This window comes from Egbenema bharatensis FJBBOT/2019, assembly GCF_048077055.1.
GTDB lineage: Bacteria > Cyanobacteriota > Cyanobacteriia > Elainellales > Elainellaceae > Egbenema > Egbenema bharatensis.
Genome location: NZ_CP182236.1, coordinates 5,983,228 through 5,996,325, shown reverse-complemented (window position 1 = coordinate 5,996,325; position 13,098 = coordinate 5,983,228). Strand labels below are relative to the sequence as shown.

11 protein-coding genes and 1 pseudogene are annotated in these 13,098 nt (G+C 53.0%); 3 read left to right on the top strand and 9 right to left on the bottom strand.

Annotation, left to right across the window (positions count from 1 at the left end; all coding sequences use genetic code 11):
- Window positions 1-75: 75 nt before the first annotated feature.
- Window positions 76-1,005 carry an NmrA/HSCARG family protein gene (locus tag ACM1PF_RS28015; protein WP_416669407.1) on the bottom strand — a complete coding sequence of 310 codons (930 nt, stop codon included), beginning with the start codon at window positions 1,003-1,005 and terminating at the stop codon, window positions 76-78.
- Window positions 1,006-1,045: 40 nt separating this feature from the next.
- Window positions 1,046-1,213: a hypothetical protein gene (locus ACM1PF_RS28010; protein ID WP_416669406.1), complete on the bottom strand. Its 168-nt coding sequence runs from the start codon at window positions 1,211-1,213 to the stop codon at window positions 1,046-1,048.
- Window positions 1,214-1,544: 331 nt separating this feature from the next.
- Between ACM1PF_RS28010 and ACM1PF_RS28005 the strand changes: the two genes are divergently transcribed.
- Window positions 1,545-1,745, top strand: coding sequence for a hypothetical protein (locus tag ACM1PF_RS28005; RefSeq protein WP_416669405.1), 201 nt, complete (start codon window positions 1,545-1,547; stop codon window positions 1,743-1,745).
- A 58-nt stretch (window positions 1,746-1,803) separates the two neighbouring features.
- On the opposite strand, the gene ACM1PF_RS28000 is transcribed toward ACM1PF_RS28005, so the two are convergent.
- Entirely contained in the window at window positions 1,804-1,965 is a 162-nt protein-coding gene (locus ACM1PF_RS28000; RefSeq protein ID WP_416669403.1) for a hypothetical protein, read from the bottom strand.
- 152 nt (window positions 1,966-2,117) lie between these two features.
- Window positions 2,118-4,973, bottom strand: a complete 2,856-nt coding sequence (locus ACM1PF_RS27995) for a tetratricopeptide repeat protein (RefSeq protein ID WP_416669401.1) — start codon at window positions 4,971-4,973, stop codon at window positions 2,118-2,120.
- A gap of 168 nt (window positions 4,974-5,141) precedes the next feature.
- Here ACM1PF_RS27995 and ACM1PF_RS27990 point away from each other — a divergent pair, with 168 nt between their 5' ends.
- A complete protein-coding gene (locus tag ACM1PF_RS27990; protein ID WP_416669400.1) occupies window positions 5,142-5,366 on the top strand; it encodes a hypothetical protein in 225 nt (74 codons plus the stop codon).
- A 138-nt stretch (window positions 5,367-5,504) separates the two neighbouring features.
- On the opposite strand, the pseudogene ACM1PF_RS27985 reads toward ACM1PF_RS27990, so the two are convergent.
- The 3 genes and pseudogenes from ACM1PF_RS27985 to ACM1PF_RS27975 all read right to left on the bottom strand — a co-directional run bounded on the left by ACM1PF_RS27985 (window position 5,505) and on the right by ACM1PF_RS27975 (window position 8,006).
- Window positions 5,505-6,652: pseudogene (locus ACM1PF_RS27985) on the bottom strand (DUF3086 domain-containing protein).
- A gap of 91 nt (window positions 6,653-6,743) precedes the next feature.
- Window positions 6,744-7,142, bottom strand: a complete 399-nt coding sequence (locus ACM1PF_RS27980) for a DUF3119 family protein (protein WP_416669398.1) — start codon at window positions 7,140-7,142, stop codon at window positions 6,744-6,746.
- A gap of 87 nt (window positions 7,143-7,229) precedes the next feature.
- On the bottom strand, window positions 7,230-8,006 hold the full coding sequence (locus ACM1PF_RS27975; protein WP_416669396.1) for an MlaE family lipid ABC transporter permease subunit: 777 nt from the start codon (window positions 8,004-8,006) through the stop codon (window positions 7,230-7,232).
- Window positions 8,007-8,326: 320 nt separating this feature from the next.
- Here ACM1PF_RS27975 and ACM1PF_RS27970 point away from each other — a divergent pair, with 320 nt between their 5' ends.
- Window positions 8,327-8,617 (top strand): hypothetical protein, encoded by a 291-nt coding sequence (locus ACM1PF_RS27970; RefSeq protein ID WP_416669394.1) that lies wholly within the window; start codon window positions 8,327-8,329, stop codon window positions 8,615-8,617.
- 20 nt (window positions 8,618-8,637) lie between these two features.
- On the opposite strand, the gene ACM1PF_RS27965 is transcribed toward ACM1PF_RS27970, so the two are convergent.
- Complete coding sequence (locus ACM1PF_RS27965; protein ID WP_416669392.1) at window positions 8,638-10,743, bottom strand: DUF3685 domain-containing protein; 2,106 nt, start codon at window positions 10,741-10,743, stop codon at window positions 8,638-8,640.
- A 48-nt stretch (window positions 10,744-10,791) separates the two neighbouring features.
- The gene (locus ACM1PF_RS27960; protein ID WP_416669390.1) at window positions 10,792-13,077 is read right to left on the bottom strand and encodes a hypothetical protein; all 2,286 of its coding nucleotides are present in this window, start codon (window positions 13,075-13,077) and stop codon (window positions 10,792-10,794) included.
- Between the last annotated feature and the right edge of the window lie 21 nt (window positions 13,078-13,098).

Here is a 13,098-nt window from a genome sequence, read left to right as displayed (position 1 = left end):
GTATTTCAGGTTTAGTTCATCCTAATCGTTAGCCTCAGTTCATGACTGAGGCTTTTATTTTTGCTTTTAAACGGTCTATAAATCCTGGTATGTCAGTTCTGGATTTGCCCAATTTGTTGCTTCCAGGAATTCCTCAAAGGTGCTCAGAAGACCCGGAAATTCTTGACGCAACGCGGGAACATTTGCCTGATAGCCCTGCTGGCGATACCACTGAATTAGATCAAACAGGGGTTTGCGAAATAAAAGTAAGAAAATCCAGGGTGGAATGGATTTGTACACAACAGGGCTGTCCTGAACCCTGGAAAATGCCTCTGCCATTTGTTGGGGAGTCAACACATCGCCCGCCAGTTCAATGGCTTGCCCGACATACTGGGAACGATGCTTCATGACATGGGCGGCCACTCGTCCCATATCTTTGGTTGTAATCAGATGTAGCGGTCGATCGGGTTGTACGGCAAAGGAAAAAGTTCCTTTGAGGACTGACGGTCGCGTGTACTGCTTCCAAAACTCCTCCATGAACAGGCAGGCTCGTAGCATGGTGGTGGGTAAATTGGCCTGCTTGAACACCTGCTCTACCTGATGTTTTTGCTCAATGTGGGGAATGCCCGAATTGCGATCGACTCCGCCTGCCGAATTGTAAACAAAATGGTTCACGTTGGCTTGTTTTGCCGCCTGAGCAACTCGTTCGGCTCTGGCAATTTCCCTTGGATCAGGCTTGGCCGCATCAGGTGCAGTGGCATGGCAGTAGACGGCTGCAACTCCGGCAAAGGCGGCTGGCAGGGAGTCCTGATCATCGAGATCGGCTTCAACGAGTTCTACTCCGCTATGGTGGAGTCGGGAGAGGGAAGTCCGCTCCAGGTCAACCTTACGGGTTATCGCCCGCAAATCATTCACATTTTGTTCGAGCAATCCTTTCACCGCATGACTGCCCGTTCCGCCGGTCACGCCGATGAGCAAAACCTTACCGACTGCGGTTTCTGGATTTGGAGAATCATAAGAGTTCACGATCGTGTCACCTCCGACGCTCTATTTCTCAGTTTAGTCTTCAGATGAGAGGAGTCGGGAGTGGGGAGTGGGGAGTCAGGAGTTGGGGGGCGAATAGGGTAAGTAGATTTCTGCTGCAAAGTAGTCGAGAGAGATGGTTGCTCAATCCGTGGGTCTGTAACTTGTGGGTCTGCAATGGATTGAGCTGCGATCGCGTCAAGATTTTCATGATTTGGCCAAAAAGTATCTGGATACGCTTGTATTGTGGGCGCGTATCCTTTATGCTGTTGCGATACTGGTTTTTTCACCCGAACGAGCCAGTCCACTCAAACCTGCTTAAGGTGAGGTGTAACGCTGATTAGGGAAGCGACCAACGACCCTAACCAGCTAACCTGGCACTCTGAATCCGCAGAGGGCAAGGCTGTTTGATTGTAGATCATTGTGTCTGCGATCGGCAGCCTCGCTGATGCATGACGACGCTTGGGGGGCGTTTCCCTGAAACCCTCTTCCCCCACACCTTAAGCCTTTCTTCCCAAAAAACATCAGCGAGGAAACTCAATATGTCTTCAGAGTTCAATGAACTGCTGCCCGTCGCCCAAGACGATCGGGTACAGGTTTGGATTATCGGTACGCGGGATCAGGTAATTTTCACCATGAATGAGTTTTACGTCCGCCGCATTGCCACCGATCGCGTTCAGTTCACCCCAATCATTCCCGCTCCCTTTGCCACCGGGAAATACATGACGGTACTGGTCAGGTAGGAGGAAGAAAAAATCAATTCCTCTCCAACAACCCGTAGGGGCGCACTGCTGTGCGCCCTCACTCTAAAACCCCGATCGCGCCAACGGTAACGGGCAAATCTGAATCCATCTCAATCATGGTAATTTTATCGTTCTCAACTCCCGTATTTCCCACGATCGTATTGTGCATCACCTCAAACTTTAATTCATCCTCAGCAATGCGTTCGTAATGCAAAATCACATGGTAGCACTTGTCGATCGCCTCTTCAAAATCAGTTCGCTCTACTGCATCCCAATCTAAATTTTGCCGTTCCTCAGTAATCTGGCGTACTCATCCGCCCACTGTTCCAGGGCGATCGCAATGGCGTGTTCCTGAATTTGACCATCCCATCATCACCGATCGTTCCCATCCTCCTCTAACTGTTGTTTCAACTCCTCACACTCCTTAACCAACGGAATCCCCAACTCCATCGCCATCTGCAATGCCCGATCGCAATACTCCAGAGCGCGATCGAGTTTTCCAGTTTTTTGATGGAGTTCTGCTAATCGCAAAAGAGCTTCGGATTCATTTGTTCGATCGCCAATCTCTCTAAAAATTTCCAGGGAGGATTGCAACTGCTCCAGGGAATCAGAATACTGTTCCAGCTTGATTAATGTATATCCCCAGTTGACTAGTGCAGTCCCCTCTCCCAGTCGATCGGCAATCTCCTGGGCAATAGTCAAGTGTTGCTGATAGTAATCGATCGCCTGCGGATAATTGCCCAGTCTGTAGTAAGCAATTCCCAGGTTGCCCAGTGCTCTACCCTCTCCCTGTCGATCGCCAATCTCACGGGCAATGGTTAAGTTTTGCTGATGGAAGTCGATCGCCTGCGGATAATTGCCCAGACTGTCGTAAGCATTTCCTAGACCGCCCAGCGCCTTGCCCTCTCCCTGTCGATCGCCAATCTCACGGGCAATGGTCAACCACTGCTGATAATAGTCGATCGCCTGCGGATAGTTGCCCAGACTGTCGTAAGCATTTCCTAGACCGCCCAGTGCATTGCCCTCTCCCCCTCGATCACCAATCTCACGGGTAATGGTCAAGTGTTGCTGATGGAAGTCTATCGCCTGCCGATAGTTGCCCAGGCTGCGGTAAGCATTTCCCAGATTTCCCAGTGCATTGCCCTCTCCCTGTCGATCGCCAGTTTGTCGAGTAAAGTTTAACGCCTGCTGATAATATTCGATAGATTGTTTGACATTTCCCAGACTGTAGTAGGCATTCCCGATTTGGTTCAAGCAAAGTCTCTTGGTTTGAGAAGTGATTTTGTCTGCCAGCTTGCTGCTGACTGCCACCAATTCTTTGTAATATCCCCAGATTAGTAGTTGCCAGTGTAGTGCCTGATTCGTTGACGGAATTTGGTAGGTGTAAATTTGGCTGGCTTTATCCCAATCTTCCAACTCACAGTAATGATGCAAGGCTTCTAAATAACCCCGCAGTTTTTCTAGACCAGGCGCATCCGGATCAGGCTCATAGGCAGTCAACCACCTCTCCGCTGCCTGTCGTTCTGCCATTTGCCAGGTCACTGGGTCTGCCTTCAGCCTCTCGTAGGTCACACTGCGAATCAGGTTGTGTTGCCGCAGGGGAATATCCGCATCGGCACCATACCAGGACTCCGCTTCCCAATCTTCTTCCGCAAAACTGCGGGCTTGCAGCAGGTTGAGAGTCGCTTGCTGTTGGGCTTCGTTCCGTTCCGGTCGCAGGGCAAACCAGAAGGAAGCAGGCACCGGACGACGATAGACCGAAGCACAGCAGAGCAACTGAAGCGCATCCTCCGGTAATCGCGCCAAAGCCTCACTCACCCGCTGTTTCACCTCCAGTTGCAACCGTCGCCGCGAGAATTTAGCCGGACGGTGGGCCTCCTGTTCCGCAAACCCACCCTGCCGCCAGTAGCGTTCAATATTGCCACCCGTCCGTTTGATGTCTTCCGCAATCACCCGCAACACCAGAGGATGTCCAGCATAAAGTTTGCCAATCCGTCGAAGATAATCACCATCCCGACCGGCAAAAATCGATCGCCCACCCGTAGGGGCGTACTGCTGTACGCCCAATGCAGAATGCCCACCCGTAGAAACGTACTGCTGTACGCCCAATGCAGAATTCTGACCATCCAATCCGGGATTGGGGTCATCCAGGGACGGGGTTGCACTGGGCGCATCGCAATGCGCCCCTACCACATTGGGGAATGGGGTTGCATTGGACGCATCACCATCGATCGCCACCGAATCGGGGAACGGGGTTACATTGGGCACATCGCCATCGATCGCCACTGCATCGAGGGACGGGATTACATCGGACGCATCACAATCGATCGCCACCAATCCGGTTTTGCGGAATAATTCCATCTGTTCCGGTTCAGTCAATCCCCGAATTGGTTCACAATGCCATAACCTGGGATAACGAGAGCCGATCGCCTCCAACTGTCCGGGGACATCCTGGGTCGTCACAATTACCTGACTCTGACACTCCCCCCCTGCCAAAAGCTGTTGCCATAAATCCAGCCACAGTGGGTCACAAAACTCACTCCAGCCCTCCTGATCATTCCCTTCCAGCAACCGTTCCAGCGAATCAATCTGGACTTGATAGGGTTGAGTTCGCAATTTCTGAAGAATATGGTGCAGCAAATTCTTCGGGTCTTTCTGATCCTCCAGAGTCGGTTCCTCCCCCAACGATCGCAACAACGCCGCCCCACTGAAGGAGAAATCAGCCGCAATGCTGCCATCCTCCAGATTCAACCGACAAAACCGTTTCTGGGGCGATCGGACTGCGGACGGTTCCTCCGTTTCCTGCATTTCAACCAGCAACCGTTCTGCCAGAGCCGTTTTGCCAATGCCCGTCATCCCATTCAACACCAGCAACCGACAGGGCGATCGCAACTTGTCCAATAGCGTAGCCGTTACCTCAGACCGCTCTACCCAGGTCGATTGGGCATAGGTGGAGGGCAAAAATCCAGCCTCTATCTGCGTATCGGACTCAGCAGTGGTGGAGGAAAAATCAGCGATCGACTGCCAATCCTCAATCCCCACAGCTTCACAAATCGCCGCAAAAGTGTCTTGCTGGATGGCCATACCCCGCCAGAAGCGTTTCAGAGTTGATTTCGTAGTCGTAGCAAGCCCGTACCAGGCGGGTTCTGCTTTTGCCCAGTCTTTTTTGCGTCTGGCTTGATCGATGGTGACTAGCCCTGTCTGCGATGCTTTAACGGTTGCTGCCATGTTCGCCTCACCTGAGACAGTTGAATGCCGATACAGTCGTCTTTCTCAGGTTCAATTGTGGCTCAGTTTTGGGTCAGTCACCAGGTTGACCCACCGAATGCTCCCTTTCTGACACCGTTTCCCAGATGGGCGATCGGATGATGAAAATGTCGAGTTCAAGTTAACCAGATGCAACCCAACCTGCAAACTCAAACCAACCAAACGATTCAGACCGCTACCTCGATTCCCTCCATCACCCCGATCGACCCCCAACCGATCATCGAACACGGTGAATCCCCCACAGCCATCATTCTGGCGATCGCAATTCTGATTGTGTTGGTCATGGGGTCAATCACCGGATTGGTGCGAGTACTGGCGATCGTGATGTTGCACCAATCTAAGTCGGAGCGATGATTTCTCCCTGCCCTCATCAGCCACGATCGTTCAAGTTCAGGAATACAGATCTAACAACCTGAAACTCTTGTGGGGTGGGCATCTTGCCCGCCCAGTCAGCAAAGTAAACCATTGCACAGCTTACTCAATCCCCGATCCTCAATACACCATTGGCGGATTCATCGGATCTGGCGCATAGGCCAACCACAGGGGAAACTGAAGCAGGGCAATATCGATCACCACTTCCGCCTCATCCACAATAATCAGGGGTAACTGCTTTTGCTTCAAAAGACGATCGGCGCGTTGAGACAGGGGTTCCGGGTCTTCAAATAGGACAATCCCCTCTTCAGAACCAAAGTCTGCCCGCGAAATGCCCAGACAATCCTGCAAGCCGCGTCGCCATTCCCCCAATCGTTCTGGTGAGTTGCCCAGTACCAGGGTACGGAGGCGATCGCCGTGGAGATCCCGCAGGATCGAGATCACCGCCGAGGCAATCAGGATATTTTGCAGGCGAGAACCCATAGTACGCAAAGCTCCGCGACCGCTTTGGGTAAAAAACCAGTTGGAAACTCGTTCAGCGTGAATTGGTTCAAAGGTGCGGCGCAATCGCCAGGGGGGCCATAGTAATCGGGACTGGTGCGGTACTGATCCAGCAGTTTGCGAATCCGTTTGGTCTGATCCTGGAAGCGTTGCTCAGTAAACGAAGGGGCGATCGACTCTGGCTCCTCCTCCTTAACCAAATCGGCAACCGCAGGCTGAGGCTGCCTCGATCGCTGGGGTTCAGGAGTTGCAGGCACCAGTTGCAGTTGTTCAGCCGCAGAGGCCAGATCCTGAAGGCTACCCACCAGATAATCCTTAAATCCCTGGACTCGAATCGCTAAATCTTGAGACGATCCGGCAAAAGTAGTCCGCATTTCATTCCGAATCCGCTCTTGCCGTCGTTCCAATTGCTCCACCGTCAGTTGCAGCGTTTGCCGCCGTTGTTCTAGCTCACTCAAGCTTTCCTTCATCAACTGCCCGATCGCCGTCTGAGCCTCCGCAATCTGACGTTGCAGCATCGTGTTGTAAGACGCTTGCAAAGCGGTAATCTCCTGGCGCAGGGCTTTCTCTTCCTGGCGCAGTTCCGCTACTCGCTGTTCCAAATCATTCATGTCGTTGCGGGTATTCCTACTAGAGTTATCGAAAAGGGTAGAGGAGTTGGCTCCGATCGCCTGATCACCAGAAATCGATGTTGTATCGGCTTGCGTCCGGTCATTCGGCCGGGCAGAAGGATTCGATTCTGGAGTGGGGGAGTCATCTGAGTGCATGGAAAACCTTGGGCTAATGGCTGATCGGGAGTGGGGAGTGGGCTTCCGCCGTGAGCGTCAGCCGAACGGGAGTGGCTAATGGGGCATTGTTTTACGCCCTGGGGCAACGCTGTTCCAGGCACGATCGCAGCATTTTAGGATCGAACAAAATGGGCAGAAAATGAATACTTTTAACTTCCTTGAAGTAGAACAGGATGGGAACCTTTGACCAGAAAATTTGCCAGTTTTGCCAATCTTGATAGGGGAACCGTCGAATCAAGGTTTCTCCCCGAAAAACGTCCAGTGCGGTTTCCGTGAACAACAGACGCAGGGTAACGGTCTGAAACAGCAGAAACAAACCAAACACCGCCACGATCCCAGCGACCCACGGCTGCACCCACACCAGAGGAATTGCAATCCCGACTAAGGCGATCGGCAGGGCATAGCTGGGAGCTAGTTGGATGGTTCCAGTTGATGGTACATTGCCGGAGGTTGTAGGACTCTGGGTCATTTAGGCTACCCTCTTACAAAACTTCACAGAAGTCAATCTTTAGAATACCTCTATTTTAAGGGCTTTCCTTTCTCCCCCTAATCCTCTTTATCCCAGCACCCGAAACATGAGCCAGGACATAAAGAAATTGGAGATAAAAATCGCCAGGAGAGCGGTTACAACGGCAGTGGTCGTGGATTGTCCGACTCCTTTTGCGCCGCCCGTGGTGGTCAACCCCCAACTGGAGCCAATAATGGCAATCAACGCCCCAAAGACAATGCATTTAATTAAACCACTGGTAATATCCCAGGGAACCAGAAAGTTGCGGGCAGAATCCAGAAAAATCCGGCGGGAAATGCCAAACAAGGCTCCTGCGACCAATACTCCCCCCGTCATCCCCGTCAGGAAGGACAGGATACTTAAGATCGGCAGCATGACAGAACAGGCAATGACTCTGGGAATCACCAGATAGTCGATCGGGTCTGTTTTCAGCATATACAGGGCATCAATTTGTTCTGTCACCTGCATCGTGCCAATTTCAGCCGCGAACCCAGAGCCAACCCGACCCGCCAGAATAATGGCAGAAATCAGCGGAGCCAACTCTCTGGAAAGGGCGATCGCCAATACTCCGCCAATGGCCGAGCCTGCTCCCAAACGGATAAACTCGCGGGAAACCTGAATGGTAAACACCATCCCGATGAAGGCCGCTGTGATCAGAACAATCATCAGCGATCCTGGGCCAACCACCTGCATTTGCTCCTGCGTATTGCGGCGATGGATTCTCCCCATCAATAAGTGAACCAAAACTTGGCCGCCCAGCAGGATAGCAGCCAGTAATCGCCGACTCCACCGACCTAAACTAGAAGGATTTGCACTCTGCTTCAAGCTACTGTTCCCATTGATGTAGAGGAGCCAAGACTTCCAGCGTAATACACCACACGCTTCATCAGACTTCAATAAGCTTTTTAATAAACATTTAAGATTTCTGAAAATCCACAGGACAAAAGGCGATCGCCCTTTATCTTAGGAGATGGCAGGAGCAACAGAGTACCATCAGGCAAATTCCTATACTTTGCCAGGGGTACTGGATACCAGCCTTGCAGCAGCATAATCAGGAGAGCCAGGCAATCGGTCAACTTTGCCAATCCACCGTACAACGTTGCATCCTTTGACCACCCGTTGGAATGTTGGAGTATTCGTCTTTCATGAGTATTCTGCCTAGCCTACTGCGATCGTTAATCATAACGGGAATTTTTAGCTTCTTAACCCCGATCGTTTTTATGGGGCTAATTCTAGTCACCTTACTGGGGTTAGGTCATATTCCGCACCTGGAAGTGATTGGACTAGAAGGAATTGAGCAATTCACCCGCTTCCTTGCCGTATTTGGCAGTGGCAGCCCTGTGGGTGGAGTCATGGTCATCAGTGCCGCCAGCACCCTCGTCGGTATTTTGTTTGATGCCTATGCACTGTATCGGTATCAAAATTTTCGGAGATAGGCGGAGGCAATGGGGCACTCTTATCTCCGATTGAACCGCCCATCCTGCCAAACATTGCCAATTCCTTTGATAATGCCTCGTCCAACGAGGCCGATCCCGCGACCAATCACTTCCGTCAAAACATAAATCACTCCATTCCCCATGAAAGACACCACCGATCGCAGGCGCGGTGAAACAGCATCTCGGGTTTCCAGAGCCAAGGTGACGACATAAGGAATGCCGGAAAGCTGCTCTAGTTCCTCGGTTCGAGAGGCGTATACGGTTGTTTTGCGAATGCTGCGTCCCGTCAGGATAAACAGAGTATGCTTGCTTTCAAAAATATCCGTGGGTTCTCGGACGTACCGCTCCAGACGATATCGCCAGGATAGATCATTGCGAAACCGTTCAATTTCTCGGCTGGATAGTAAGCGGCGATCGTAGAAATTTTGCTTGATGGTTTCTATGTTGGCAAAGCGGTTCAGCAACGGTTGCAGGGTAGCATTGGCAACTTGAATCAGCAGATGTTCGAGCAGGATTTCAGCTCGGTTCAGGGCTTCTGGATTCCCGGCTGGGTACGGCACACTATCCACAATCAGCGGCGTTTGAAACAGCAAATGCTTGAATAACTCAATGACTCCTGGAATTTTGTCCAGGATGGCGGTTTGGATGATCGGCGCATCCTGCAAGAGGGAATCGACCACATCCACGGTGTACCCATCTAATTGCACCACAAAGTATCTGCCAAAGAAATCAATCACGGTGGCTTGCCAGAGATCCTGGAGGATCAGTAACCGTCTTGGCTCTAGTTGTTCAAAGTCAAGTTGAGAGTAGAGCAATTCCTCCAGAGAATCTTCCACCTTCCGCAGAATCAGATAAAGTAAATCCCGTTTTTTATCCAGCCGCAAAATGTCGATTTCCAGAGCTACATCCATGCCGTTCTCCAGCCCCCCCTGCAGTTTGGCGGATACCGTATCAAACAGCATCGATCGCACATCTCGAGCACTCATCGTATCCAGCATTTGGGGAGTAGCAGGCGCGAGGGCAGAGCTTTCGTCAGGACGGGTTGATGGCGTGGGGGAGGGGGGTGGCGGAAAACCTGATTGCTCCGTTCCCCGTTCCCTCCCAGAACTTTGGATTGCAAACAGTCTGTCTTCCAGGGACTGATCTGCCACACCAGCCTGTCTCCGTTCCAGTGATTGCCGCAATTGGGCTGCCTGCTCATCCAGAGTTGGTGTTGCTAAAATTCGTCTTACCACCCACCGAGCCGTTCGCAGTTCCCGCTGTCGTCCGGACAAAAGGGCCCGGTTCAAATCGGACAGATCGGGATCGCGTAACTGGCTTTCCACCTCCTGCAAGGCCGCATCAATTTGCTGTAAACCCGATCGCCGCAGATTTCGCCGCAGTACAGACAGGCGACTGGGAGAAGGGGCGGAGCGATCGCGGCGGGTTGGCGTACCCGTAGGAGTGAAGCGCGAGGCATCAGGCTCCCGTCCCGAACCCGGTAAACCCTCCCTGCTTGCCACCCCCAAATCCCCAATACCACTCATCCAGCACGGCCGCCCGGATATCACCTGCCGAATCACCTGAATTAATGCATCGACCTCCGCATCCTTGGGGCAATATCCATCCGCTCCGGCTTGCTGGGCAGCGGACAACAGGACGGGTTCGCGGGCAGAACTGAGAAAAAGAACGGGCAAGGCGGGATAAAGGGATTTGATTTGCTGACAAAGTTCCAGTCCCTGAAGGCGGTTGCTGTCATCACGGCCCAACCCAATATCCAGAATCACCAGATCTAGCTCTACGGTGAGAGGGGTCGGAGATTCTGCATCTGAGGCGGGTTGAGGGCTTGTATCTGTTTCGACGACGGCATAAGTAGTCAGCGTTTGTAAAGCAGCACTGCCATCCCCCACTTCCGCCACAATCCTGATATCCGGGAACTGCCCTAACCAGATTCGCAACCCCGAACGAAACACAGGGTCTTCATCAATCAGCATCAGGCGAAAAATCCGGCGATCGGGGGGTGGGGCAGTCTGGGCGGTCATGACGGAGGATGGTGCAAGAACAGAGAACCAGGGAGGATGCCATGCATGAGGGTCGTCAGCAGGAACCGTCCATTGATCTGGTTTGCCAACGACTAGTTTTAACAATACATTCAGACTACCGAAAACGGTACATTAAATGACCCCTTCAGATGCCTAATTGGACTCGAAAAACCGCTCATCATAGTAGCCCTCATAGGGAGAGCCAGAAGGAACCGATGGGGATGGCGCGGATTCTGGAGCAGCGGCAGGAAAACGTTCTTCGATGGGAAGAGGAGATTGAAATTCCAGGGAAGGGGCTGGTGATTCTCCAGAGGGGGAATAGGGGGGCACGGTTTCAATGCGATCGGGCAGGACAGGTTCGATCGGCAGGGAAGATGGAGCAGCATAGGGGGAGGATGGAGTGCCAGGTGAGGGAGAAGTCGTACCGTTGGGAATCGGGAAGCGTGGATCGAGGGTACCGGGTGAGGGCGGGGAGTTGTTCAGTTCATTGGGAAGACTGGGTTCATCGGGCAGATCTGTTTCGGAGGAGCGATCGCGGCGAGGGGGAGTCAGTTGAGCCTGCCACTCCGCAATGGCTGCCTGGGCTTCCCGGTACAGGGCCCGACCGGGCGAAATCTGTGAGGCGATCCGAATGGCTTCCCCTAAATTTCCGCCATCTGCCAGGGATCTGGCTCGACTCAGAATCGGGCGATCTTCTGCCAGTTGGGCAGTCCGAACGAGCTGAGCTTGCCACTCGGCAATGGCGGTCTGGGCCTCGTTGTACAAAGCCCGTCCCGACGCAATCTCCTGGGCTGTACGAATGGCCTCTGACAGTTGGCCTTCATCCGCCAGTAGGAAAGCGCGATCGAGCAAGGGTTTGTCTTCAATGCTTTCAATTTGCCGTCGCCAGGTGGCGATATGTCCCTGGGCGGTTAACCGGAGGGCTCTACCCTGCTGAATCAGGCTGGCTTCAGCGATCGCCCGTTGTAGATCTTCTTTGCGTCCTGAACGAGCCATCCAGAGGGCCCCATCCAGGTAGGGCTGATCTTCGATTTGTTCAATTTGATCGCGCCAGTAAGCAATCAGAGTTTGGGCTTGGAGCCGTCGGGGGCGATCGGGGGTAATTTGCTGGGCCTGATCGATCGCTAGATGATAGGAGGCATGCTGGCCTAAATTTGCGGTTAAGCTGGCGTAATAAAGCTGAATCAAATCATCCCACTGGGCCTGTAAATCAGCTTGCATTGCCTGGGCAGATTCATAGAACGGACTATCTGCTGGGACTTGCCCCATCCCAACCACCGCCTCTCGCAGTTGCCTGAGCTGACGGAGTTCAGGAAACCAATCCGCTGCTGGAGTAGCACCAGGGAAGCTCTGGTTAGCCAGACGATAGGCATCACCAAACCGCACCAGGTCTTGCAGTTCTGGAGCTGAGGTCTTGACATTGGCCAGTCCCAACGTATTCATGGCACCCGCCGGATTCCCTGCCTGCCATTTTTGAATGCTATCTTCCAACAGCGATCGGCTCCACTGGGCAAAGAGGGGGCGAGCTTCTTCCCAGGCATAGGTTCCCTCAGCAATTTCCTGCGCCTGGGTAATGGCCCGTCCCAGGGCGGATAAACCTCCCTCCCCAGCCGTTCTTTGCGCCTGAATTAAAATTTGCCGCGCCCGTCGCTCGACTCCAAGCTGCTGGGCAAGTTCATTGGCCCGGCGATTGTGCCAGTACGGATTCGCCAACTCGGCCATAATGGCAATTTGCTGGGATGCGAGCGTCCAGTTTTGCTCTTTGAAGGCTTCCTGTGCTCTGGCATAAATGGCTTCCCCGTCAGCCCACTGTTCCTGCCAATAGGCGACCAGCCGCTGGGCATCTTCATAGGTGGGTGTGGTGTCAGGAATGTGCTGAATGGCATCAAGGGCCCCTTGAAGATCGCTGTTGTTGGCTTTAGACCGGGCAATGGTTAACACTTGCTTTGACCATTCTTCCGACAGCTTCTGAATTTCCGCCTGAAGGCTATCTTCCGTGTCCTGCTGTTTCAACAGTTCCAATCCAGCAATGAGTTCAGGGAGTCCTCCCGCATCGATCGCCTTTTGGGCACAGTACAGACGCTCCATGTCTAGCGTCAGGCGAGATGGATCTTCGCAATCAGGCGGAGGGGGCAGGCTCACTAACCAGAGGAGGGCGGCTGAACCCATGCCACTAATCAGTCCCAGAGCTGCAAAGCAAACGATCGTCCATTGCCAACCGCTGCGGCGACGCTTGGGGGGTGGGGGAGATGGAGGGGGAGAAGACGGTTCTGGGGGCGAGGCAACTTCGGACGATGAACTTTGCTCCCGCCGATCGAGTTGTTCCTGGCGATCGGTTTTCCCCGACACGGCCAAGGGGTGGGGCGTTTGGGGATTGGTAGCTTGAGGAGGTAGGGGTTGCCCGATCCACCGCCGTAACTGGTGGATGGGGGTCGTCATGCTGAAACGACGGGATGCGAG

Excerpts from the sequence above, each read along its gene's own strand:
- ACM1PF_RS27970 (WP_416669394.1), top strand. The coding sequence starts at position 8,327 with ATGAGTATTCTGCCTAGCCTACTGCGATCGTTAATCATAACGGGAATT.
- ACM1PF_RS28010 (WP_416669406.1), bottom strand. The coding sequence starts at position 1,213 with ATGAAAATCTTGACGCGATCGCAGCTCAATCCATTGCAGACCCACAAG.
- ACM1PF_RS28005 (WP_416669405.1), top strand. The coding sequence starts at position 1,545 with ATGTCTTCAGAGTTCAATGAACTGCTGCCCGTCGCCCAAGACGATCGG.
- ACM1PF_RS27995 (WP_416669401.1), bottom strand. The coding sequence starts at position 4,973 with ATGGCAGCAACCGTTAAAGCATCGCAGACAGGGCTAGTCACCATCGAT.
- ACM1PF_RS27980 (WP_416669398.1), bottom strand. The coding sequence starts at position 7,142 with ATGACCCAGAGTCCTACAACCTCCGGCAATGTACCATCAACTGGAACC.
- ACM1PF_RS27990 (WP_416669400.1), top strand. The coding sequence starts at position 5,142 with ATGCAACCCAACCTGCAAACTCAAACCAACCAAACGATTCAGACCGCT.
- ACM1PF_RS27960 (WP_416669390.1), bottom strand. The coding sequence starts at position 13,077 with ATGACGACCCCCATCCACCAGTTACGGCGGTGGATCGGGCAACCCCTA.